Raw genomic sequence first — 21,582 nt, forward strand, 5'->3', positions numbered from 1 at the left:
AAATTAATGGCAAAACGCCGCGACGGCAGGGGCCGGTCGCGGCGCGGGGTGTAGCAGCGTCAGGCGAAAATCTTATTCGATCTGGCCGTGGCAGTGTTTGAATTTCTTGCCCGAACCGCAATAGCACAGTTCGTTGCGGCCCAGCTTCTGCTCGTTGCGAACCGGGGTCTGGGCCAGGACCACATCGACCTCTTCACCCAATACTTCAGGCGCTTCCAGGCCAGGTGCCTCGTCGTGCTGGAACTGCAAGCGCGCAGCCAGTGCCTCGGCTTCCTGGCGCAGGCGAGCTTCTTCCTCGATCGGGTCTTCGCGACGCACCTGAACGTGGGACAGCACGCGAATCGAATCGCGCTTGATCGAATCCAGCAACTCAGAGAACAGCGTGAACGACTCGCGCTTGTACTCCTGCTTCGGGTTCTTCTGGGCATAGCCACGCAGGTGGATACCGTGACGCAGGTGGTCCATGGTCGACAGGTGGTCTTTCCACAGGTCGTCCAGCACACGCAGTACGATTTGCTTCTCGAAGGTGCGCAGTGCTTCGGCACTCGCCTGCTCTTCTTTCTCGTTGTACGCGGCCAGCAGCTCGGTCATGAGCTTCTCGCGCAGGGTCTCTTCGTACAAGTGGTCGTCTTCGTCGAGCCACTGCTGGACCGGCAAGTCGACACCGAAGTCGCTCTTCAACGCCGCTTCCAGACCGGCGACGTCCCACTGCTCAGGCAGCGATTGTGGCGGGATATGTGCGCTGACGGTGGCGTTGAGCACGTCCTGACGGAAATCGGCGATGGTCTCGCCAATGTTGTCGGCGGCCAGCAACGTGTTACGCATGTGATAGATCACTTTACGCTGTTCGTTGTTGACGTCATCGAACTCGAGCAGTTGCTTACGAATGTCGAAGTTACGGCCTTCTACCTTGCGCTGGGCCTTCTCGATGGCATTGGTCACCATGCGGTGCTCGATCGCTTCACCGGACTGCATGCCCAGGGCCTTCATGAAGTTCTTCACCCGATCCGAGGCGAAGATACGCATCAGGCTGTCTTCCAGGGACAGGTAGAAACGGCTGGAACCGGCGTCACCCTGACGGCCGGCACGACCGCGCAACTGGTTGTCGATACGACGGGATTCGTGACGCTCGGACGCGATCACCTGCAAGCCACCGGATTCCAGCACGGCCTGGTGGCGTTTCTGCCAGTCTGCCTTGATCTGGGCGATCTGCTCGGGGGTCGGGTTGTCCAGCGAGGCCACTTCCACTTCCCAGTTACCGCCCAACAGGATGTCGGTACCACGACCGGCCATGTTGGTGGCGATGGTCAGCGCGCCTGGGCGACCGGCCTGGGCGATGATCTCGGCTTCTTTTTCGTGGAACTTGGCGTTGAGGACCTTGTGCTCGATACCTTCCTTGTTGAGCAGGTTGGACACGTGCTCGGAAGTCTCGATGGTAGCGGTACCCACCAGGATAGGGCGACCTTGGGCCATGCCGTCCTTGATGTCGTTGATGATCGCCGCGTATTTCTCTTCGGCGGTCAGGAACACCAGGTCGTTGAAGTCTTTACGGGCCAGCGGCTTGTTCGGCGGGATAACCACCACCGACAGACCGTAGATCTGGTGGAATTCGAACGCTTCGGTGTCGGCGGTACCGGTCATGCCGGACAGCTTGTTGTAAAGGCGGAAGTAGTTCTGGAAGGTGGTGGACGCCAACGTCTGGCTCTCGGCCTGGATGTTGAGCACTTCCTTGGCTTCGATGGCCTGGTGCAGGCCCTCGGACAGACGACGGCCCGGCATGGTACGCCCGGTGTGTTCGTCGACCAGTACGACCTGGCCATCCTGCACGATGTATTCGACGTTGCGATGGAACAGCTTGTGGGCGCGCAGGCCGGCATACACGTGGGTCAACAGGCCCAGGTTGTGGGCCGAGTAGAGGCTTTCGCCTTCAGCCAGCAGGCCGATCTGGGTCAGCATGTCTTCGACGAACTGGTGACCGGCTTCGTTGAGTTCGACCTGGCGGGTCTTCTCGTCGATGGTGAAGTGACCTTCTTTGGTCACCACGCCTTCCACTTCCTCGATGTGCTGCTCAAGACGCGGGATCAACTTGTTGATCTCGGTGTACAGGCGCGAGCTGTCTTCGGCCTGGCCGGAGATAATCAGCGGGGTACGGGCTTCGTCGATGAGGATGGAGTCCACTTCGTCGATCACGGCAAAGTTGAGTTCGCGCTGGAATTTTTCTTCCATGCTGAACGCCATGTTGTCGCGCAGGTAGTCGAAACCGAATTCGTTGTTGGTACCGTAGGTGATGTCGGCGGCGTAGGCGGCGCGCTTCTCTTCCGGCGGCTGGAACGGCGTTACCACGCCGACGGTCAGGCCGAGGAATTCATACAGCGGGCGCATCCAGTTGGCGTCCCGGCGAGCCAGGTAGTCGTTCACCGTCACAACGTGCACGCCCTTGCCGGACAGTGCGTTGAGGTAAACACCCAGGGTGGCTACCAGGGTCTTGCCTTCACCGGTACGCATTTCGGCAATCATGCCTTCATGCAAGGTCATGCCGCCGATCAACTGGACGTCGAAGTGGCGCATGCCCATGACACGCTTACCGGCTTCACGAGCAACCGCAAAGGCTTCGGGAAGCAGCTTGTCGAGGGTTTCACCTTTGGCTATGCGGGCCTTGAACTCTTCGGTCTTGGCGCGCAATTGCTCGTCCGAAAGGGCAACCATCTGCTCTTCGAAGGCATTGACCAGCTGCACCGTCTTGAGCATGCGTTTGACTTCGCGCTCATTCTTGCTTCCAAAAAGTTTCTTTAACAAAGGCGCAAACATATCGGCAGGTTCTTCCACACATAGGGATGGAGGGCGCACCGTGAGTGGCCCGAGCAGCCCTCACGGCCGCATGCGAACGCGCATTCTACCCGGAATCGTGGGTGAGGAAAGTGGCGTTGTTCCCCGAGGCGGGCAAGGGGCTGTGAGAGGGATTGTTTAAAATAAGGGCTTTTGCGCGAACTTCAACCCGTGGAGCTCATTGATTTTGTGGATAAAGCCCCGGCAATGCATTGCCCGGGGCCGCGTAGACGCTTTCTGCTAAGATGGCCGCTCTGTTACTTAAGGTGTCCAATCATGGCATTTCGCCCTCTTACAGCCCGCGCGCCCAGCGTGTTGCTTCGCGAAGCCAAGCCGTTGAAAGCCATCTTTGGCCATGCGCAACGCTTGGGCCACTTGCAACGCCTGCTCGAAAGCCAACTGCAACCGGCCGCCCGCGAACACTGCCATGTGGCGTCCTGGCGTGAAGGCAACCTGCTGCTGATTGTCACAGATGGCCACTGGGCGACCCGCTTGCGCTATCAGCAAAAACGCCTGCAGCGTCAATTGATGGCATTCGATGAGTTCGCCAGCTTGACGCGCATCCAGTTCAAGGTGCAGCCGCCGACCGTGCAGCAAGGCGCGGCGGGCCACACGATGGACTTGTCGGAGACGGCGGCCGAGACGATTCAGGCCACGGCCGACGGGATCAGCGATCCGGGCTTGCGCGCGGCACTTGAGCGGCTGGCCGCCCATGGCAAGCCCAAACCCTGAACCGCTACTTGCGCTTACTACCTCCCAGCAAAGACCCCAGCAAGCCACGCACCAGTTGGCGCCCCATCTGATTGGCCGCCTGCTGCATCGCGGATTTCAGCGCCTTGCCTGCGGTGGTTCCCAGAAACGCCCCGGCCTTGTCAGTGAAGCTAGGCTCCTCGTCGGACTGCCTGGCCTCTTCGGTCGGTCCAAGCGCCTTGCGCGCCATCAATACTTCATAGGCCGACTCGCGATCAATCGGCTTGTCATAGCGCCCCTGCAACGGCGAACTGGCCACCAATGTGGCGCGCTCAGCGGCGCTCAGCGGCCCGATTCGCGATTGCGGCGGCGCGACCAGTACGCGTTGGACGACTTCCGGCGTACCTTTTTCCTGCAAGGTGCCCACCAATGCCTCTCCGGTGCCCAACTCGGTCAACACCGATAAAGCATCAAACGCCGGGTTCGGCCGGAACCCGTCTGCTACCGCCCGCAAGGATTTCTGTTCTTTCGTAGTGAACGCCCGCAGGCCATGCTGGACCCGCAAACCCAGTTGCGCCAGCACGGTGTCTGGCAGGTCGCCCGGCGATTGGGTAACGAAATACACCCCCACACCCTTGGAACGAATCAGTCGCACCACTTGCTCCAATCGTTCTTGCAAAGCCTTGGGCGTATCCGCGAACAATAAATGCGCCTCGTCGAAAAACAGCGCCAGCAACGGTTTGTCGGCATCGCCGCGCTCCGGCAGTTGCTCGAACAATTCCGCCAACAGCCACAACAGGAAGGTCGCGTACACCTTCGGCGCTTCATGCACCAGGCGGCTGGCGTCCAGCAGATGGATACGTCCGCGCCCGTCGCTGGTGGGCTGCAAGATGTCTTCAAGCTGCAGGGCCGGCTCGCCAAACAAGGCCTCGGCGCCCTGTTGCTCCAATACTGCCAGACGCCGCAACAGCGCCTGGCTGGAGCCAGTAGTCATCAGCGCCGCGTCTTCGCCGAGCAACTCCGGGTGATAGCGCAGGTGGTTGAGCAGGGCCTTGAGGTCCTTGAGGTCCAGCAGCAACAGGCCCTCGCGATCCGCCACCTTGAACGCCGCGTAAAGGGCCGACTGCTGGCTATCGGTGAGCTCCAGCAAACTGCCGAGCAACAACGGCCCCATTTCGCTGATGGTGGTGCGCAGCGGATGACCGGACTGCCCGTGGATGTCCCACAGCGTCACGGGGTACGCCTTGGCCGTGTAATTAAGGAAAGGCATGCCGGCGATACGCTCGGCCACCTTGCCCTGGGGGCTGGCGGCGGCACCCAGGCCACAGAGGTCACCTTTGATATCAGCCGCAAATACCGCCACGCCCGCATCACTGAAGGCTTCGGCCAGGCGTTGCAATGTGACCGTTTTGCCCGTGCCCGTGGCGCCGGCGATCAACCCGTGACGGTTGGCCAGGCGCATGGCCTGGGCAATGGGCTGGCCGTCAAGACCGGCACCGATAAGGAGTTGCGTGGAGTCAGGCATTTCGTCACCCATGGTTAATCTTTAGTATCGCCAGGTCTATAAGACAGATGTGAGACCTACAAAGTCTAAAAAACGCTCAGATAGTTCCTACAGGGACCAACGGAAATATCAAACTTTTTTTGACGCTACACTTCCGCGTGTTCCACAAGGACGCGTCTCGGATATTAAGACCTTAGCGGCCCCTTCAAGCTATGAATAAAAATCTGCGTTTCAGCCATAAAATCCTGCTTGCAGCCGCCCTTATCGTCATCGCCGCATTTACGCTGCTCACCCTTTATAACGACTATTTGCAACGTAATGCGATACGCGACGACCCCAATAGCTACCTGCACGAGATGGGCGACGTCACCGCGAACAGTATCCAGACCTGGCTGACCTGACGTATCGCGCTGGTAGAAAACGCCGCACAGAACATCGCCATTAACCCTGAACCCGGTGCGGTTGCCAGCCTGCTGGAGCAGAAACCCTGAATCTCCATCGCCCCCCCAGCGCCAAGATAGCCAGAGCATCGGTGTGGTCGGCGGCGACCTGAGCCTGCAGACCCTGGTGGATAAGGACGATGCCTACGCAATGCTCAGCAAATTTCGCACCTCCGCCGTAATCGCCACCGTGATTGCCGTGGTGATCATCATCGCCCTGCTCGGCATGCTGATATGCGTGCTGCTGCAGCCGCTGCACGTGATGACTCGCGCGATGCAGGACATCGCCGACGGCGAAGGTGACCTGGAACAGCAGGCGGCGCGGTTGAAACAGCTGGTGGGCAGCTTCCGGATCTGACACTCACTGCAAAAAACCTTGTGGGAGCAGCCCTGCTCCCACATCTGGCCCGTTTCCAGCTGATGACTGCAGCGACACCTATCCCGATCGAACATCTATCCTTACCTCAGGTCCACGTAGGGGAGAGCAATGGATCGGAGGGATGTTCATCGTGCATATCGCTGACATAACCATGTTCTACGCCCCAGCCAGCGGTGGCGTACGCACTTATCTCGACGCCAAGCACCGGCGCCTGGCGCTCAAGCCGGGCATCCGCCACAGCCTGCTGATCCCCGGTGCACACCTGAGCGAACAGGATGGAATATTCAAGGTGCCGGCCCCCGCCCTGCCCTTCGGCAAAGGCTACCGGTTCCCGCTGCGCCTGGCGCCATGGCGAAACGTCCTACACGATTTACAGCCTGATCTGATCGAAGTGGGTGACCCCTACCTGACCGCCTGGGCCGCGCTGGATGCCCGGCGCCAGCTGGATGTGCCGGTGATCGGCTTTTATCACTCCGACCTGCCGTTGTTGGTGCGCAACCGCATGGGGCCCTGGTTTACCCCGAATGTCGAAGCCTACGTCAGCAAGCTCTATGGGAATTTCGATCGCGTCCTGGCACCCAGCCGGATAATGGCCGACAAGCTCACGGGGCTTGGGGTGAAGAATGTTTTCGTTCAGCCGCTGGGGGTGGACCTGCAGACCTTCACCCCGGACAGGCGCGACCCGGGGTTGCGTGCGGAGTTGGGGGTCAGTGAAGACACGCGCCTGCTGATCTTCGCCGGGCGCGGCTCCAAGGAAAAGAACCTGCCAGTGCTGCTCAACTGCATGAAACGCCTGGGGAGTGGCTATCACCTGCTCTTGGTAGGCTCCAGCATGCCTGCCAGCGTGCCGGACAATGTCACGGTCATCGATGGGTTCAGGCCTGCCCCGCATGTCGCGCGGTTGATGGCCAGTGCCGATGCGCTGCTGCATGGCGGGGACCAGGAAACCTTTGGCCTGGTAATCCTGGAGGCCATGGCTTGCGGGATCCCGGTAGTTGCAGTGGCCGCTGGCGCCTTCACTGAAATTGTCCATGAGCACTGCGGCCTGTTGTGCCCCCCGAACAACCCCAAGGCTATGGCCGATAAGGTGCGCGAGTTGTTCAGCGCCGACAGCCGTCACCTGGGCGCACAGGCACGCCGATATGTGGCGCAGCATTATGCGTGGGATGCGGTGGTCGACAGCCTGCTGGGCCATTATCGTGCGGTACTCGGCAGCCACAAGCCGATGCTTTCCCATGGCTGAGCGCTCGGTGTTGCTGGTCTTGCATGACGTGGCACCGCACAACTGGGCCGACTACCGACCGTTTGTCGAAGCCGTTGACGCGCTGGGAGCGGTGCCTGTCACCTGGCTGGTAGTGCCGGACTTTCATCATCGTGATGCACTGTCCACCCAAGGAGACTTTCGACGACTGCTGGACCGCCGCCTGGAGCGGGGCGATGAACTGGCCCTGCATGGCTACTTCCATAGCGATGATCAACCGCCACCGCGCACGCCCAAAGAATGGTTCATGCGTCGCATCTATACTCACGAAGGTGAGTTCTACAAATTGCCACAGGCCCAGGCCCTGGAACGTATTCGCGCCGGCATCGAGGTATTTCGCCGCAACGACTGGCCACTTCATGGGTTCGTTGCACCCGCCTGGTTGATGAGCCAAGGCACCCGTGATGCCTTGCGCCAATTGCCGCTGAATTACACCAGCGATCCACAACACCTATACCGGCTCCCCGACTTCAGCCGTATCGACGCCCCGGGCCTGGTGTGGAGTGCCCGTAGCAGCTGGCGTCGGGGCTTATCCAAACTCGTCAGCGACCACCGTGAACAGCGCTGGCAGAACGCCCCGGTGATTCGACTGGGGCTGCATCCCGTGGATATGCGCCACGATTTTTCCCGTCGTTATTGGATTGAAACCCTGCAACGCCTGCTGGCCGCTGGCCGCACGCCGCAGACCAAAGTGGCGTGGCTGGCAGCGCAACCCTGAGTCGGGTGGTTTGACGGATGTCGGACGGGGATTCGCCGGCGCTGCTCAAGCGTCTTTTTCAGAAGACTCTTGCGGCTCGTCCGGCAATTGCAACTGCTCCCACAGCTGGGCAGCTCCGGGAAAGTCGGTGCCATCCTCGGCATCCAGCGCGTCAGGGTCGTAACGACTCAGACAGCCTTCGCCCAACGTAGCCGGCGCTTTGGACGTGGCTTTATCAAGTGGATCGCGCATCGCCGACTCCTCAATGGCCGACAAAGAAAAAGGGCCTGCAGCGATTTAACGCCCAGGCCCTCCATTCTTCAATCTAAACGCGTTGATCAGAACACGACAGTCTTGTTGCCGTGCACCAACACGCGATCTTCCAGGTGATAGCGCAGGCCACGGGCCAGCACCATCTTCTCGACATCCCGGCCAAACCGCACCATGTCCTCAATGCTGTCGCTGTGGCTGACACGCACCACGTCCTGCTCGATGATCGGACCGGCATCCAGCTCTTCGGTGACGTAATGGCAGGTTGCGCCAATCAACTTCACGCCACGCAAGGAAGCCTGGTGGTAAGGCTTGGCCCCCACGAACGACGGCAGGAAGCTGTGGTGGATGTTAATCACCTTGCCCGCGTATTCGCGGCACAGCTGCGGCGGCAGGATTTGCATGTAGCGCGCCAGCACGACCACGTCGGCCTCATGCCGCTTGACCAGGCGAGAGACCTCGGCGAATGCCGGCTCCTTGTCCTGCGGGTTGACCGGCACGTGGTAGTAGGGGATGCCATGCCACTCGACCATACTGCGCAGGTCGTCATGGTTGGAGATCACGCACGCGATCTCACAATCCAGCTCGTCGCTGTGCCAGCGGTGCAGCAAGTCGGCCAGGCAGTGGGATTCGCGGCTGGCCATCAACACTACGCGCTTTTTCTGCTCGGTGTCGGTGATGTGCCAGGTCATCGAAAACTCTTCTGCGATTGGCGCAAATGCCTCGCGGAAAGCCTCAAGACCAAAGGGCAGCGTGTCGGCACGGATTTCGTGACGCATGAAGAACCAACCGCTGAGATTGTCCGAGTGATGGCTCGCCTCGGTGATCCAGCCGTTGTGGGAGGCCAGAAAGTTACTGACTTTGGCAACGATGCCGACCCGGTCCGGGCAAGCAATCACCAGCCGAAAAGTGCGCATTAGGGGGGAACTCCAGAACTTCGCAAAGGCCGCCATTCTAGCGATTGTGCAGAAAAACTGCAGTATTCGATGAGCCTTATTCTGATCCCCCGACCTGGTCACATCCCTTAATAGCGCATGGTTTTACCAGCGCTATATGAATGAACAGCGCAAGCTGCGGCAATTATGGAAAAATTAAGCAGGTTATTTGCGGGGTAGCCCCTACTAATTAACTCGATTGCATAGCGCCTTTACAAACATTCAAAGTAATTCACCTAAATGCGTTCTTAAATGTTTACTTGAGGAAACCGCCTGACTATTATTGGGCCACTCTCCCTGTCAATCAGCGTTCTACATAAGGTAGTCCACATGTCTCTGATCAACGAATACCGTGCCACCGAAGAAGCTATCAAAGAGCTGCAAGCTCGTTTGAAGAACCTGTCCCAAGATGACAAACTGAAAACCGAGCTGGAATTCGAAGGCAAACTGCGCACCCTCATGGGTGAATACTCCAAATCCCTGCGTGACATCATCGCGCTGCTGGATCCAGAGTCGAAAGTTAAAGCACCACGTGGCGCCGTAAAAACTACCGGTACCAAGCGTGCTCGCAAGGTCAAGCAATACAAAAACCCGCACAACGGCGAAGTGATTGAAACCAAAGGCGGCAACCACAAAACCCTGAAAGAGTGGAAAGCCAAGTGGGGCGGTGACGTGGTTGAAGGCTGGGCTACCCTGCTGGGCTAAGCTTCGCCTGGTCCGCGCTTGATACGCGACCCATTAAAAACGCCAGCTTGCTGGCGTTTTTTATTGTCCGTCTTTTCTACAAACCGCTATTACCGATTCACACGAGCAGCTAAAGACTCAGCATATCCCTGCCACTGCTCCAGCACCTGCTGCTGAAACGGCGTCGCACTAACGGCCAACTCCTGCCGAGCTAGATTAAATGCCTCAAGGGTATTCGGCGCGCCGAATTCAGGATTTGCCAAACGCTGCTGACAGAAAAGTTTCCAGCGTTGTAGCTCCTCGCTGTTCAGCGTATCGGGGAAGTTACGCGCCCGGTAACGAAACAATAATTCAGGCAAACGGTGATCATCAAAAGGCCACTGCCGGCTGGCTAACTGCGCAGGATCAGCCGCCCGGACTTGCTCGCATAACCGCCGATCACGATCCCCGATAAAACCCTCGTAAAGCTGCTGTTCCGGGTCTGAGCTCGGGGCAAAATCTTCCTCGGCGTAAATGACCGCCAACTTATCGCGCCAAAGTTCCTGTGCGTCAGTTAGCCGCAGGGCCCGCGCCTGGCAAATATCCATATCCAATTGCAGGCGTTCACGGTCCTCGGCCCGCAGTACATTCAAGGGCGCGACCACGGGGCAACGGTTGATATGCACCAACTTGAGCGGCACCGGCAGCTCTCCTTCGGCAAGGTCCTCACGACGGGTGTACAGGCGTTGGCGCAAGGCAGCGGCATCCATGTCCAGCAGCCCCTGGGGTTCGAGCCCAAGGTCGCAGACAATCAGCGCATTACGGTTGCGCGGGTGCCAGGCCAGGGGCAGCACGACACCCAGGTAATGACGCTCGGCAGAAAAACGTCCGGAAATATGCACCATGGGTTGCAGCAAGCGCACCTGGTCCATCACCCGTTGCTTGCTGCGCAGTTGAAACAGCCAGTCGTAAAGCTTGGGCTGCTTCTCGCGCACCAGGCGCGCCAGGGCGATCGTGGCACGCACGTCGGATAACGCATCGTGGGCCTGGCCGTGGTCAATGCCGTTGGCGGCGGTCAGGCGCTCAAGCTTGAGGGTCACGCGCCCGTCCTGCTGCGGCCACTCGATGCCTTCCGGACGCAGGGCGTAGGCAGTGCGAACCACGTCGATCAGGTCCCAGCGGCTGTTACCGCCCTGCCACTCCCGCGCGTAAGGGTCGAAAAAATTGCGATACAGGCTGTAGCGCGTCATTTCATCATCAAACCGCAACGTGTTGTAACCTGCGCCGCACGTCCCCGGGGCCGCCAGTTCGGCATGTACACGGGTCATGAAATCGGCCTCGGCCAGACCTTTTTCCGCCAGTATTACAGGGGTGATGCCGGTGATGGCACAAGCGGCGGGATGGGGCAGGATGTCGTCGCTCGGCTGACAGTAAAGATTGACCGGCGGGCCGACCTCGTTGAGATCGAGATCCGTACGAATGCCGGCAACCTGGAGTGGGCGATCGCTGCGCGGGTTGATGCCGGTGGTTTCATAGTCGTACCAGAAAATGGAGGTCACGGGCTATTCCTGTGCTGAAGATCGACAAAGTCTAGGCGTTCAGTCGTATTCGCGGCCAGCACCAATTACACTGTACAAACATCCAGCAAAACCTTGGGTAGTTGCTTCCATCGCCGACACTGTTAGCATCCGTGTCTCCAGCCGCTCTGCACTGCCAAGGATCGCGATGCCATCAGCCCCATTGGATACCCTCTACCAGATCGAGACCCCGGAGGGCATCGACCTGCCGCTGCGCCCAGCCGGACTGGTGTCACGGGCGCTGGCATTTGCCTTCGACCTCGGCGCACGCGCAGTGATCATGGGCGTGCTGCTGGTGCCGTTGGCGCTGCTCGGCAATATTGGTATCGGCCTGGGGTCGCTTTTGTTGTTCCTGGTCAGTTGGTGGTACATGGTGCTGTTCGAGGTACTCAACCAGGGCTGCTCACCGGGCAAACAGGTCATGGGCTTACGGGTCGTGCAGGACGACGGCACCCCCATAGGCTGGTCGGCGTCGCTGATCCGCAACCTCCTGCGGTTTGTCGACATGCTGCCTTTCGGCTACTTTCTCGGCGCAATCAGTTGCTTGCAACATCCTCACTTCAAACGCCTTGGCGACCTGGCCGCTGGCACCTTGGTGGTCTACCGCGAACAGCCTCTGGCACGTCCCCAGGTACCTCAAGCTGCGGCACTGCGCTTGCCGTTTGCCCTGGACCTGAGTGAGCAGCGAGCGATTCTTGGCTTCGCGGAACGCCAGGGTGAACTGTCCGCCGAACGGGTACACGAGCTCGCCTCGATCCTTGCAACGCCGCTGCAAGTATCCCCGGCCCGCGCCGTGGAGCAACTCAATGGTGTGGCCCGTGGCCTGTTGGGGCCGACATGAAGCAAAGTCTCTTCGAAAGCCGTTACCAGCACCAATGGCAATCCTTTGCCGAACAGCTGAAGTTGTTGGAGCACGGCAAGGCCAAGGCCAGTGACATGGCCGATTTCCCTCATCAATACCGGCGTCTATGCCAGCACCTGGCCCTCGCCCAGGAACGCGGCTACAGCAGTTACCTGGTGGACCCCCTGCAACAACTGGCGTTGCGCGGCCATCAACAACTGTATCGCCACCGCAGCCAATTGGCGGCGAATCTGCTGAGTTTCATCCTGGCCGACTTTCCGCGACTGGTACGAGACCAGTGGCGTTTCGTGTTGATTGCCAGCCTGCTGTTCTTTGGCAGCCTGCTGGGCATTGCCCTGCTGGTCTATCTGTTTCCCGACCTGATCTACAGCATTGTCAGCCCCCAGCAGGTGGCCGAGATGCAGAGCATGTATGACCCCGAAGCCAGCCGGCTGGGGCGTGCTGCCGAACGTGCTTCGAGCGAAGACTGGATGATGTTTGGCTACTACGTAATGCACAACATCGGTATCGCCTTTCAGACATTTGCCGCCGGTTTGCTGTTCGGCCTGGGCAGTGTGTTTTTCCTGATATTCAATGGGCTGATCATCGGCGCGATTTCCGGGCACCTGACCGAAATCGGCTATGGGCAGACCTTCTGGTCATTCGTCATCGGCCATGGGGCCTTTGAGTTGACGGCCATTGCACTCGCCGGTGCCGCGGGCTTGCAACTGGGCTGGGCGTTGATCGCCCCGGGGCAACTGACCCGTGGCGAATCCCTGCGGCTCGCAGCTCGCAAGAGTGTGCAACTGCTGTGCGGTGTCATGGTGTTCCTGCTGATCGCGGCATTTATCGAGGCCTACTGGTCTTCCACCACCCAGATCGCCCCTTGGGTCAAATACCTGGTGGGCGCTGCACTTTGGCTGCTGGTGGCGGCTTACCTGACCTTTGCCGGACGGACTCGCCATGCGCCTGAGTAATGCCAGCGTGGCGATTCGACCGCGTACCGCATGGGAGGCCATGGACCTTGGGGTATTAATGGCCCGGGAACATCGCCTGCTGTTGATGAGCAGTTGGGCGCTGGTGACCCTGCCGGTTTTTGCCCTGCTTACCGCGTTGCTATGGAAGTACCCATCCGCAGCCATGTTCCTGTTCTGGTGGTTCAAACCGGCCTTCGACCGCTTGCCTCTATATATCCTCTCCAAAGCCCTGTTCGGCGAAACGCCCAGCCTTAAACAGGCTGTGCGCGAATGGCCAAGACTACTTAACCACCAACTGCTGGCCAGCCTGACCTGGCGCCGACTTAGCCTCAGCCGTAGTTTTGTAATGCCGGTCAGCCAGCTCGAAGGTTTGGACGGCCAGGCACGTCAGAAACGCCTGGGCGTGCTGCAGCAGCGCAATGCCGGTGCCGCGCGGTGGTTGACCACCGTTGGGGTGCACCTGGAAATCGGGTTGTGGTTCGGCTGCATGGCACTGTTCTATCTATTCATTCCGCAACAACTTGAACTGGATTGGGATTGGCAACGGTTGGCGCTGGCGACCGGCTCCGAGGGGGTCTGGCTGGAACACTTGAGCAATGCCTTCTACGCCTTGATCCTGGTGTTTTGGGAGCCCATCTATGTCGCCTGTGGTTTCAGCCTTTATCTCAATCGTCGCACCCTACTGGAGGCGTGGGACCTGGAACTGGTATTCCGCCGCCTGCGCCAGCGCCTGAGCAGTGCAGCGCCACTGTTAATGCTGTTAATCGGACTGACCTTGCTGTCATTCAACCCGCCCGCCATGGCGGATGAAGCCAAACCACTGCCCCCCCAAAGCGCAAGCCAATCCATCAAATCGCTGCTGGACAAGCCTCCCTTCAAAAATCCGGAAACCGTCACCCGCTATCGCTTTGGCGAAGAAAAACCCGTCGTTAAAAACAAGGCACACAGTGACGGCAAACTTCCGGCATGGCTGCAGGCACTGCTGGACAACCTCAACAGCAATACTTTCAAGCCTGTCACCCAAGGCCTGGAAGTACTGTTATGGAGCCTGCTGATCGGTGGCGTGGCCCTGCTGGCATGGCGCTATCGGGACTGGTTGCGCACCTTTGTCAGCCTGCGCGGGGCACGTACACCCAAAGCGGCGAAGCCATCACCCGCACAATTGTTCGGCTTGGAGCTGGGCACCGAGACACTGCCCGAGGATATCGCCAGCACTGCCGAGCAACTCTGGTCTACCCAGCCACGGGAAGCCCTCGGCCTTTTGTATCGTGGCCTGCTGAGCAGGTTGTTGCATGATTTCAACCTGCCCCTTAAAAGCGCCGACACCGAAGGTCAGGTCCTGCAACGCATTCACCAGTTGCAGCAGCCGCAGTTACTGGCCTTCAGTGATGAATTGACTCGGCACTGGCAAAACCTTGCCTATGGCCACCACCTCCCCCCGGTCTCAGCCCAGCAGAAATTGTGCAACGATTGGCGTGCCCTGTTCAGTTCGGGAGGCGCCCAATGAACCGGCCATTACTGTGGGTGGGGCTACTGATGGCGTGCCTGCTTGGAGCGGGCGGCTTTTACGCTTGGAGCAAAGCGATCCCCTATGAAGAAGTGGTGGACCGCGGCCCCTCCCCGGAAGCCATGGCCAACCCTTACCTGGCGGCCGAACACTTTCTGCGCCAGCAAGGCCTGGCCGTGGAACACGCCAATGGCCTGGAACGCCTGACTACACTGCCTGCCAAGGGCAACAGCCTGTTGTTACTGGGCGAGCGCGGCAACATGTCGCCACGCCAGGTAGGGCAACTCCTGGACTGGGCCAAGTCCGGCGGCCATCTACTGGTAGTCGCCGAGGCCCTGTGGGACGAAGAAGCCGGCAAGAGCGGCGACATGCTGCTCGATCGCCTGCATATCCACCAGGCCCTCAGCGATGAACCTGATGACCCCGCACCGGCCCGCAAAAACAAAGCACCGGACCTGACCAAACTCTATGTCGACAACGACACCGCACCGGCCTATTTCAGTTTCGACACCGACTTCAATCTCATCGACCCCAAGCACCGGGCACAATTTTCAGCCAATAGCGCCAGGTCGAGCCACTTGATGCAACTCGATGTCGGGCAAGGCCGCGTCACGGTGATCACCGACAGCGACCTGTGGAAAACACCGGCTATTGGCAAACACGACAATGCCTGGCTGCTGTGGTACCTGGCCCAGGGCACTGCCGTGACCTTGTTGTTCAACAGCAACGTGGATGACCTGTTCACCCTGCTGCTGCGTTATTTCCCCCAGGCGTTGGTGGCGCTCATTGCCCTGATTGCCCTGGCACTCTGGCAGGCAGGTATGCGCCAGGGCCCAATCCAGGCGCCCGCCCCCAAGGCACGCCGGCAATTGCAGGAGCACCTGAAAGCCAGTGCCGACTTCCTGCTGCGTCGCAGCGGCCAAGGCACACTATTGCAGGCCTTGCAGCGCGACATCCTGCGCGCCGCACGGCGGCGTCATCCCGGCTTTGAACATCTCGACAACACGGAACAGGGGCGAGTACTTGCCCACCTGACGCGCCAACCCTCTCACGTCATCAGCCAGGCCCTCGGCCCACTCCCGGCAAAACGGCTTTCCAGTGCCGATTTCAGCCGGCAGGTGGCGTGCCTGCAAACCCTCAGGAATGCCCTATGAGCGAATTTCCCAGCGCTAACACCCTGCCCGGCGACTCTCTGCAACGTGCCAGCCAGCAGGCCCAGGCCCTGCGCATTGAACTGCGCAAGGCGGTGATCGGGCAGGATCAGGTGATCGATGATGTACTCACCGCGCTGATCGCCGGCGGCCACGTATTGCTCGAGGGTGTCCCCGGGCTGGGCAAGACCTTGCTGGTACGTGCCCTGGCCCGTTGCTTTGACGGCGAATTCGCGCGTATCCAGTTCACCCCGGACCTGATGCCCAGCGATGTCACCGGCCACGCGGTGTACGACCTGCACACCGAACAGTTCAAGCTGCGCAAGGGGCCAGTATTTACCCACTTGTTGCTGGCCGACGAAATCAACCGCGCCCCGGCCAAGACCCAGGCTGCCCTGCTCGAAGCCATGCAGGAACGGCAAGTCACCCTCGAAGGCGAGGCGCTGCCTATCGGCCAGCCGTTCATGGTACTTGCCACGCAAAACCCCATCGAACAGGAAGGCACCTATCCCCTGCCGGAAGCGGAACTGGACCGTTTCATGCTCAAGGTACGCATGGACTACCCCGATGCTCAGCAGGAACTGGATATGGTGCGCGAAGTGACGCGCTCATCACGGGCCGACATGCTGGATGTGCAACCGTTGCGCACCGTGCTGAAGGCCGAGGACGTGCTGCAACTGCAACGGATCGCCAGTGAACTGGCTCTGGATGAACACGTGCTCGACTATGCCGTGCGCCTGGCGCGAGCAACCCGCAGCTGGCCGGGACTGGCCATAGGCGCCGGCCCGCGAGCCTCCATCGCCCTGGTACGCGGCGCCCGCGCACGGGCCTTGTTACGTGCAGGCGAGTTCGTCACACCGGACGACATCAAGGGCTGTGCCCTGGCGGTACTGCGTCATCGGGTACGTCTTGCGCCAGAACTGGATATAGACGGGCTGGAGGTCGACCAGGTGCTCAAGCAGTTGCTGGACCAGATTCCGGCCCCCCGGCAATGACCCGTCCATGAAACCGACCCGTCTGTTATTAGCCTGGCTTAGCGTACTGCTGGGTTTGAGCATCCTGCTGGGCGCTGCGGCAGCCTTGCAGTTCAAGGTACCCGACACCTTGCACTCAATAGCGTGGGGCTTGCTCCTGGCGCTGTTGCTGCTGGCCATGCTGGACGCACTGCGTCTGCGCCGCCGACCCTCGCCACGCGTGCACCGGCAGATGCCCGGCAGCCTGGCGCTGGGCCGCTGGGGCGAAGTACGCCTGTCCTTGGAATATGACTACCCACAGGCGCTGACGGTGCAGGTGTTCGATCACGTCCCCGATGGGCTAAGCGTGGAAAACCTGCCCCAGTCCATCGAATTGCGCCCTGGTGAACGCAGTGAGCTGGGTTATCGCCTGCGCCCCTTGCGGCGTGGGCATTTCACGTTCAGTCGCTGCGAAATCCACCTGCCCAGTCCATTGGGGCTCTGGTCTGCAAGGCGCTTTATCGACGCCGAGGATGCCACCCGCGTCTATCCGGATTTCGCCCGCCTGTACGGGGCACAACTGCTGGGTGTGGATAACTGGCTGAGTCAACTGGGGGTACGCCAACGGCAACGACGAGGATTGGGACTGGAGTTTCATCAGTTGCGCGAGTTTCGTGAAGGCGACAGCCTGCGGCAAATCGATTGGAAAGCTACCGCGCGGCAACGTACCCCCATCGCCCGGGAATATCAGGACGAGCGCGACCAGCAGATCGTGTTCATGCTCGATTGCGGCCGCCGCATGCGCAGCCAGGATGACGAGCTGTCCCATTTCGACCACGCCCTCAATGCCTGCCTGCTCCTCAGTTATGTGGCCCTGCGTCAGGGCGATGCGGTGGGGTTGTGCACCTTTGCCGCTGACCCGCCCCGCTACCTGGCGCCGGTCAAGGGCTGCAGCCAGTTGAACCTGTTACTCAATACGGTCTATGACCTGGACACCACCCGCCGAACCGCCGACTACCAGGCAGCAGCCAGCCAACTGCTGGCCCGGCAGAAACGTCGGGCATTGGTCATTATTGTCAGCAACCTGCGCGATGAAGACGATGAGGCGCTGCTCTCCGCCGTCAAGCGCATCAGTCGCCAACATCGGGTGCTGGTGGCGAGTATGCGTGAGGAAGTACTCGATCGACTTCGCCAATCCCCCGTACAAACCTTGCCCGAAGCCCTGGCCTACAGCGGTACTGTCGACTACCTCAATACTCGGGATGAATTGCATGACCGCATGAACGCCCACGGCCTGTCGCTGTTGGATACGTTGCCATCAGAAATGGGCGCGGCCCTGGTGACACGCTACCTGGGCTGGAAGAAAGCCGGAGTATTCTAAAAAAAGCGCACGACTGCGGCAGGGACAGTAGCTCCCGGCCGCATCGACGACGCGCTGCTTCTAGGCCGAAGCCTGCAAGGGATCAAAACTGAAGTACTGCAACAGCACGTTGATCAGTTGCCCATACTCCTGGGGAGCCTCAAGCACGCTGAACCCGGAATCGTAGTGCTGCGGGTTGATATCTTCATGGCTCCACAGGCAGGTCGCCGTGATGTCGATGGCATGGAACGTGTCGCCAGCTCCGGGTATCTTCAAACACAACTCGAAATCCACATTGACCATCATCGGTAACTGGCTGATCAACATCAGCCCGTCTTCAGAGACGTTACCCAAAAAACCTATGGGTTTGTCGGTGACGCGGTTAAATACTTGCAGGAAATACGGTAGTTGATGCCGCTCGATCCGTCGGTCGGTAAACATGGTGAGATCGCCATCCAGTGGCCATGACTCTGGCCGTGCCAGTGATTCGGAACGAGCGCAATTGCTCGCTCTCCCTGGATCTCGGTGTGACAACGGACAACATTTTGTCACTCGACAGCTGCCGAATCCGGGCCCTGCATCCGTTCGAATAGAAACTTGTACAAACGAACATTGAAAGAATAGCCCAAGACTGGCAACGGGCTAGTGGTTGAATGACGAATGCCATCACAAAGAGGCGGGCCGCGGCTGTGCCACGCTCGCCCCGGGGTAATGACCCAGTTGTTGCAAGGTGTCCAGCCTCGCGCGGGCACGGTAGGCGTACTCGCTCGACGGGTATTGGTTAATGATGAATTGATAGGTTTGCACGGCGTCGACGAACAGTTTCTGGCGTTCCAGGCATTGCCCGCGCAACATCGAAACTTCCGGTTGTACATAACGCCGTGTACGGCTCTCGCGGTCGACCTGGGATAGTTCCAAAGTGACGCGCTCGCAATCACCGACCTTGTACGCCCGGTAGGCATTGTTCAAATGGTGGTCCATCGACCAACGGGTGCAGCCGACAACACTGACGGCCAGGGCAGCAATGAGCAAAATTCGCATGAAGGTTCTCCTGTCTTGTGCAGTGTATCGACCCCTCGTCAAAAATCTTCAAGGATGTTCATCTATTCAACCGGCGCGAAAACAAGCGAATCGTCGATAAGTAGTGCAAACGAACAATGACTACAACCAAAGAGCATAGTAGCCTTCCTCAGCGCTTGAACTCAGGAGTCTGTGCATGTCCGTCCGTCGTACCAAAATCGTCGCCACCCTTGGCCCGGCCAGCAACTCGCCGGAAGTCCTCGAACAGCTGATTCTGGCTGGTTTGGACGTTGCCCGTCTGAACTTCTCCCACGGCACCCCGGACGAGCACAAGGCTCGCGCCAAGCTGGTGCGTGACCTGGCCGCCAAGCATGGCCGCTTCGTCGCACTGCTGGGTGACCTGCAAGGCCCGAAAATCCGTATCGCCAAATTCGCCAACAAGCGTATCGAGCTGAAGATCGGTGACAAGTTCACCTTCTCCACCAGCCACCCGCTGACCGAAGGCACCCAGGACGTCGTGGGTATCGACTACCCGGACCTGGTCAAGGATTGCGGCGTCGGTGACGAGCTGCTGCTGGACGACGGTCGCGTGGTGATGCGCGTCGACACCGCTACCCCCACTGAATTGAATTGCACGGTGATCATCGGCGGTCCGCTGTCCGACCACAAAGGCATCAACCGTCGCGGCGGTGGCTTGACCGCCCCAGCCCTGACTGAAAAAGACAAGGCCGACATCAAGCTCGCCGCTGAAATGGAAGTGGACTACCTCGCCGTGTCCTTCCCGCGCGACGCCGCCGATATGGAATACGCCCGTAAACTGCGCGACGAAGCCGGCGGTACCGCCTGGCTGGTGGCGAAGATCGAACGCGCCGAAGCCGTGGCCGATGACGAAACCCTCGACGGCCTGATCAAGGCGTCCGACGCCGTGATGGTTGCCCGTGGCGACCTGGGTGTGGAAATCGGTGACGCCGAACTGATCGGTATCCAGAAGAAGATCATCCTGCACGCACGCCGCCATAACAAAGCGGTGATCGTCGCGACCCAGATGATGGAGTCGATGATCCAGAACCCGATGCCGACCCGCGCCGAAGTGTCCGACGTGGCCAACGCCGTGCTCGACTACACCGACGCCGTGATGCTCTCGGCCGAAAGTGCCGCCGGCCCGTACCCACTGGAAGCCGTGCAGGCCATGGCGCGTATCTGCGTCGGTGCCGAAAAGCACCCGACCAGCAAGACCTCCAGCCACCGCATCGGCAAAGTGTTTGAAAGCTGCGACCAGAGCATCGCCCTGGCAGCCATGTACACCGCCAACCACTTCCCGGGCGTGAAGGCGATCATCGCCTTGACCGAAAGTGGCTACACGCCGTTGATCATGTCGCGTATCCGTTCTTCGGTGCCGATCTACGCGTTCTCCCCGCACCGCGAAACCCAGGCCCGTGCGGCCATGTTCCGTGGCGTGTACACCGTACCGTTCGACCCGGCGTCGTTGCCGCCCCATGAAGTCAGCCAGGCAGCCATCGACGAGCTGATCAAGCGCGGCGTGGTGGAGAAAGGCGACTGGGTTATCCTGACCAAGGGCGACAGCTACCACACCATCGGCGGCACCAACGGCATGAAAATCCTGCACGTTGGCGACCCAATGGTCTGAGTGACAGGCTGAGAAACAAAAGCCCTGCCATGTGAATGGCGGGGCTTTTTGCTTTCCGTGTGGCAGGGAGCAAGTCGAATCGTCGCACCGCCCCTCCCACATCTGGTTAACGCCTATCCATAAACCCCGACAGTGCCGCAATCGCTTCCGGTGACTTCAAGCGCTGCACAAACAGCGCCCCCTCCTCCTCGATCACTTGCCGTAACTGCTCACGGTCCACGCTCTTCATCAACTGCTTGCTCACCTGTACCGCCCCCGGCGCCAGGGCTTCAAAGCGCTCGGCCATCTCCCGTGCCTTGGCCAACGCTGCCTCGCCACTGCCCAACGCTTCGGTAGCAATCCCCCACGCTGCCGCTTGTTCGCCAGTAAAACCCTCGCCCAACAACAGCAGTTCAGCCGCCTTCGCGTGCCCCAGCAAACGCGGCAGGATCAGGCTCGACCCAAACTCCGGACACAGCCCCAAATTGACGAACGGCATGCGCAACCGTGCATCGCGGCTGATGTACACCAGGTCGCAATGCAGCAACAGGGTCGTGCCGATACCCACCGCCGCACCCGCTACGGCTGCGATCACCGGCTTGCGGCAGTTGAGCAGGCTTTTCATGAAGTGAAACGCCGGGCTGTCGAGGTCGCTGGGCGGTTGTTCGAGAAAATCGCCGACGTCGTTGCCGGCGGTAAAACACCCGCTGCTGCCCTGGATCAGCACGGCGTTGATGTCCGGGTCCGCGTCGGCCTGCTCCAACGCCTGGGCCAATTGGCTGTACATGGCTCGGGTCAGGGCGTTTTTCTTGTCCGGGCGATTGAGCTGCAGGGTCAGCAGTCCGCGCTCGCGTTGCAGCAGGATGGCATCGGTCATGGCGAATCTCACGGCAGTGGAATTCAG

General features: G+C 59.9%; 19 protein-coding genes and 1 pseudogene. 12 read left to right on the forward strand and 8 right to left on the reverse strand.

The window, feature by feature from the left end:
- Positions 1–72: 72 nt before the first annotated feature.
- Positions 73–2,808 (reverse strand): preprotein translocase subunit SecA, encoded by a 2,736-nt coding sequence (gene secA, locus HDC32_RS11135; protein WP_131697900.1) that lies wholly within the window; start codon positions 2,806–2,808, stop codon positions 73–75.
- A 294-nt stretch (positions 2,809–3,102) separates the two neighbouring features.
- Here secA and HDC32_RS11140 point away from each other — a divergent pair, with 294 nt between their 5' ends.
- A complete protein-coding gene (locus HDC32_RS11140) occupies positions 3,103–3,558 on the forward strand; it encodes a DUF721 domain-containing protein (RefSeq protein WP_027605525.1) in 456 nt (151 codons plus the stop codon).
- 4 nt (positions 3,559–3,562) lie between these two features.
- On the opposite strand, the gene HDC32_RS11145 is transcribed toward HDC32_RS11140, so the two are convergent.
- Positions 3,563–5,041, reverse strand: coding sequence for a helicase HerA-like domain-containing protein (locus HDC32_RS11145; RefSeq protein ID WP_145337942.1), 1,479 nt, complete (start codon positions 5,039–5,041; stop codon positions 3,563–3,565).
- Between the two features lie 191 nt (positions 5,042–5,232).
- Here HDC32_RS11145 and HDC32_RS11150 point away from each other — a divergent pair.
- The 3 genes and pseudogenes from HDC32_RS11150 to HDC32_RS11160 all read left to right on the forward strand — a co-directional run.
- Positions 5,233–5,776 (forward strand): annotated as a pseudogene (locus HDC32_RS11150) (hypothetical protein); the annotation flags it as partial.
- Positions 5,777–5,960: 184 nt separating this feature from the next.
- Positions 5,961–7,082, forward strand: coding sequence for a glycosyltransferase family 1 protein (locus HDC32_RS11155; RefSeq protein WP_184743948.1), 1,122 nt, complete (start codon positions 5,961–5,963; stop codon positions 7,080–7,082).
- Positions 7,075–7,818, forward strand: coding sequence for a DUF2334 domain-containing protein (locus HDC32_RS11160; protein WP_184743951.1), 744 nt, complete (start codon positions 7,075–7,077; stop codon positions 7,816–7,818). Before HDC32_RS11155 ends, HDC32_RS11160 begins: the two co-directional genes overlap by 8 nt.
- Positions 7,819–7,863: 45 nt before the next feature.
- On the opposite strand, the gene HDC32_RS11165 is transcribed toward HDC32_RS11160, so the two are convergent.
- On the reverse strand, positions 7,864–8,049 hold the full coding sequence (locus tag HDC32_RS11165) for a hypothetical protein (RefSeq protein WP_131697903.1): 186 nt from the start codon (positions 8,047–8,049) through the stop codon (positions 7,864–7,866).
- An 86-nt stretch (positions 8,050–8,135) separates the two neighbouring features.
- Positions 8,136–8,984: a formyltetrahydrofolate deformylase gene (gene purU / locus HDC32_RS11170; RefSeq protein ID WP_131697904.1), complete on the reverse strand. Its 849-nt coding sequence runs from the start codon at positions 8,982–8,984 to the stop codon at positions 8,136–8,138.
- 348 nt (positions 8,985–9,332) lie between these two features.
- Between purU and mvaT the strand changes: the two genes are divergently transcribed.
- Positions 9,333–9,707 (forward strand): histone-like nucleoid-structuring protein MvaT, encoded by a 375-nt coding sequence (gene mvaT / locus HDC32_RS11175; protein WP_003175830.1) that lies wholly within the window; start codon positions 9,333–9,335, stop codon positions 9,705–9,707.
- 89 nt (positions 9,708–9,796) lie between these two features.
- Here mvaT and sbcB read toward each other — a convergent pair whose 3' ends face one another.
- Positions 9,797–11,224: an exodeoxyribonuclease I gene (gene sbcB / locus HDC32_RS11180; RefSeq protein WP_131697905.1), complete on the reverse strand. Its 1,428-nt coding sequence runs from the start codon at positions 11,222–11,224 to the stop codon at positions 9,797–9,799.
- 166 nt (positions 11,225–11,390) lie between these two features.
- On the opposite strand from sbcB, the gene HDC32_RS11185 reads away from it, so the two are divergent.
- Genes HDC32_RS11185 through HDC32_RS11210 form a run of 6 tightly spaced genes read left to right on the forward strand, consistent with a single transcriptional unit; the run spans position 11,391 to position 18,052 of the window.
- Positions 11,391–12,083: an RDD family protein gene (locus HDC32_RS11185; protein WP_131697906.1), complete on the forward strand. Its 693-nt coding sequence runs from the start codon at positions 11,391–11,393 to the stop codon at positions 12,081–12,083.
- Complete coding sequence (locus HDC32_RS11190; RefSeq protein WP_131697907.1) at positions 12,080–13,060, forward strand: stage II sporulation protein M; 981 nt, start codon at positions 12,080–12,082, stop codon at positions 13,058–13,060. The genes HDC32_RS11185 and HDC32_RS11190 overlap by 4 nt, the downstream gene beginning before the upstream one ends.
- Positions 13,047–14,567, forward strand: a complete 1,521-nt coding sequence (locus HDC32_RS11195) for a DUF4129 domain-containing protein (protein WP_184743954.1) — start codon at positions 13,047–13,049, stop codon at positions 14,565–14,567. Before HDC32_RS11190 ends, HDC32_RS11195 begins: the two co-directional genes overlap by 14 nt.
- Positions 14,564–15,721: a DUF4350 domain-containing protein gene (locus HDC32_RS11200; protein ID WP_184743957.1), complete on the forward strand. Its 1,158-nt coding sequence runs from the start codon at positions 14,564–14,566 to the stop codon at positions 15,719–15,721. Before HDC32_RS11195 ends, HDC32_RS11200 begins: the two co-directional genes overlap by 4 nt.
- Complete coding sequence (locus tag HDC32_RS11205; RefSeq protein ID WP_131697910.1) at positions 15,718–16,713, forward strand: MoxR family ATPase; 996 nt, start codon at positions 15,718–15,720, stop codon at positions 16,711–16,713. Before HDC32_RS11200 ends, HDC32_RS11205 begins: the two co-directional genes overlap by 4 nt.
- A 7-nt stretch (positions 16,714–16,720) precedes the next feature.
- Complete coding sequence (locus tag HDC32_RS11210; protein ID WP_131697911.1) at positions 16,721–18,052, forward strand: DUF58 domain-containing protein; 1,332 nt, start codon at positions 16,721–16,723, stop codon at positions 18,050–18,052.
- 60 nt (positions 18,053–18,112) lie between these two features.
- Here HDC32_RS11210 and HDC32_RS11215 read toward each other — a convergent pair whose 3' ends face one another.
- Together HDC32_RS11215 and HDC32_RS11220 are read right to left on the reverse strand one after the other, a co-directional pair.
- Positions 18,113–18,472, reverse strand: coding sequence for a PilZ domain-containing protein (locus HDC32_RS11215; RefSeq protein WP_131697912.1), 360 nt, complete (start codon positions 18,470–18,472; stop codon positions 18,113–18,115).
- Positions 18,473–18,697: 225 nt separating this feature from the next.
- Positions 18,698–19,072 (reverse strand): hypothetical protein, encoded by a 375-nt coding sequence (locus HDC32_RS11220; protein ID WP_025854787.1) that lies wholly within the window; start codon positions 19,070–19,072, stop codon positions 18,698–18,700.
- Positions 19,073–19,247: 175 nt separating this feature from the next.
- Between HDC32_RS11220 and pyk the strand changes: the two genes are divergently transcribed.
- On the forward strand, positions 19,248–20,699 hold the full coding sequence (gene pyk / locus HDC32_RS11225) for a pyruvate kinase (RefSeq protein WP_027605512.1): 1,452 nt from the start codon (positions 19,248–19,250) through the stop codon (positions 20,697–20,699).
- A gap of 106 nt (positions 20,700–20,805) precedes the next feature.
- On the opposite strand, the gene HDC32_RS11230 is transcribed toward pyk, so the two are convergent.
- Complete coding sequence (locus HDC32_RS11230; RefSeq protein WP_184743960.1) at positions 20,806–21,555, reverse strand: enoyl-CoA hydratase-related protein; 750 nt, start codon at positions 21,553–21,555, stop codon at positions 20,806–20,808.
- Positions 21,556–21,582 lie beyond the last annotated feature (27 nt).

Origin of the sequence: Pseudomonas sp. JAI120 (genome assembly GCF_014207255.1) — a bacterium.
In the GTDB taxonomy this organism is placed as follows: domain Bacteria; phylum Pseudomonadota; class Gammaproteobacteria; order Pseudomonadales; family Pseudomonadaceae; genus Aquipseudomonas.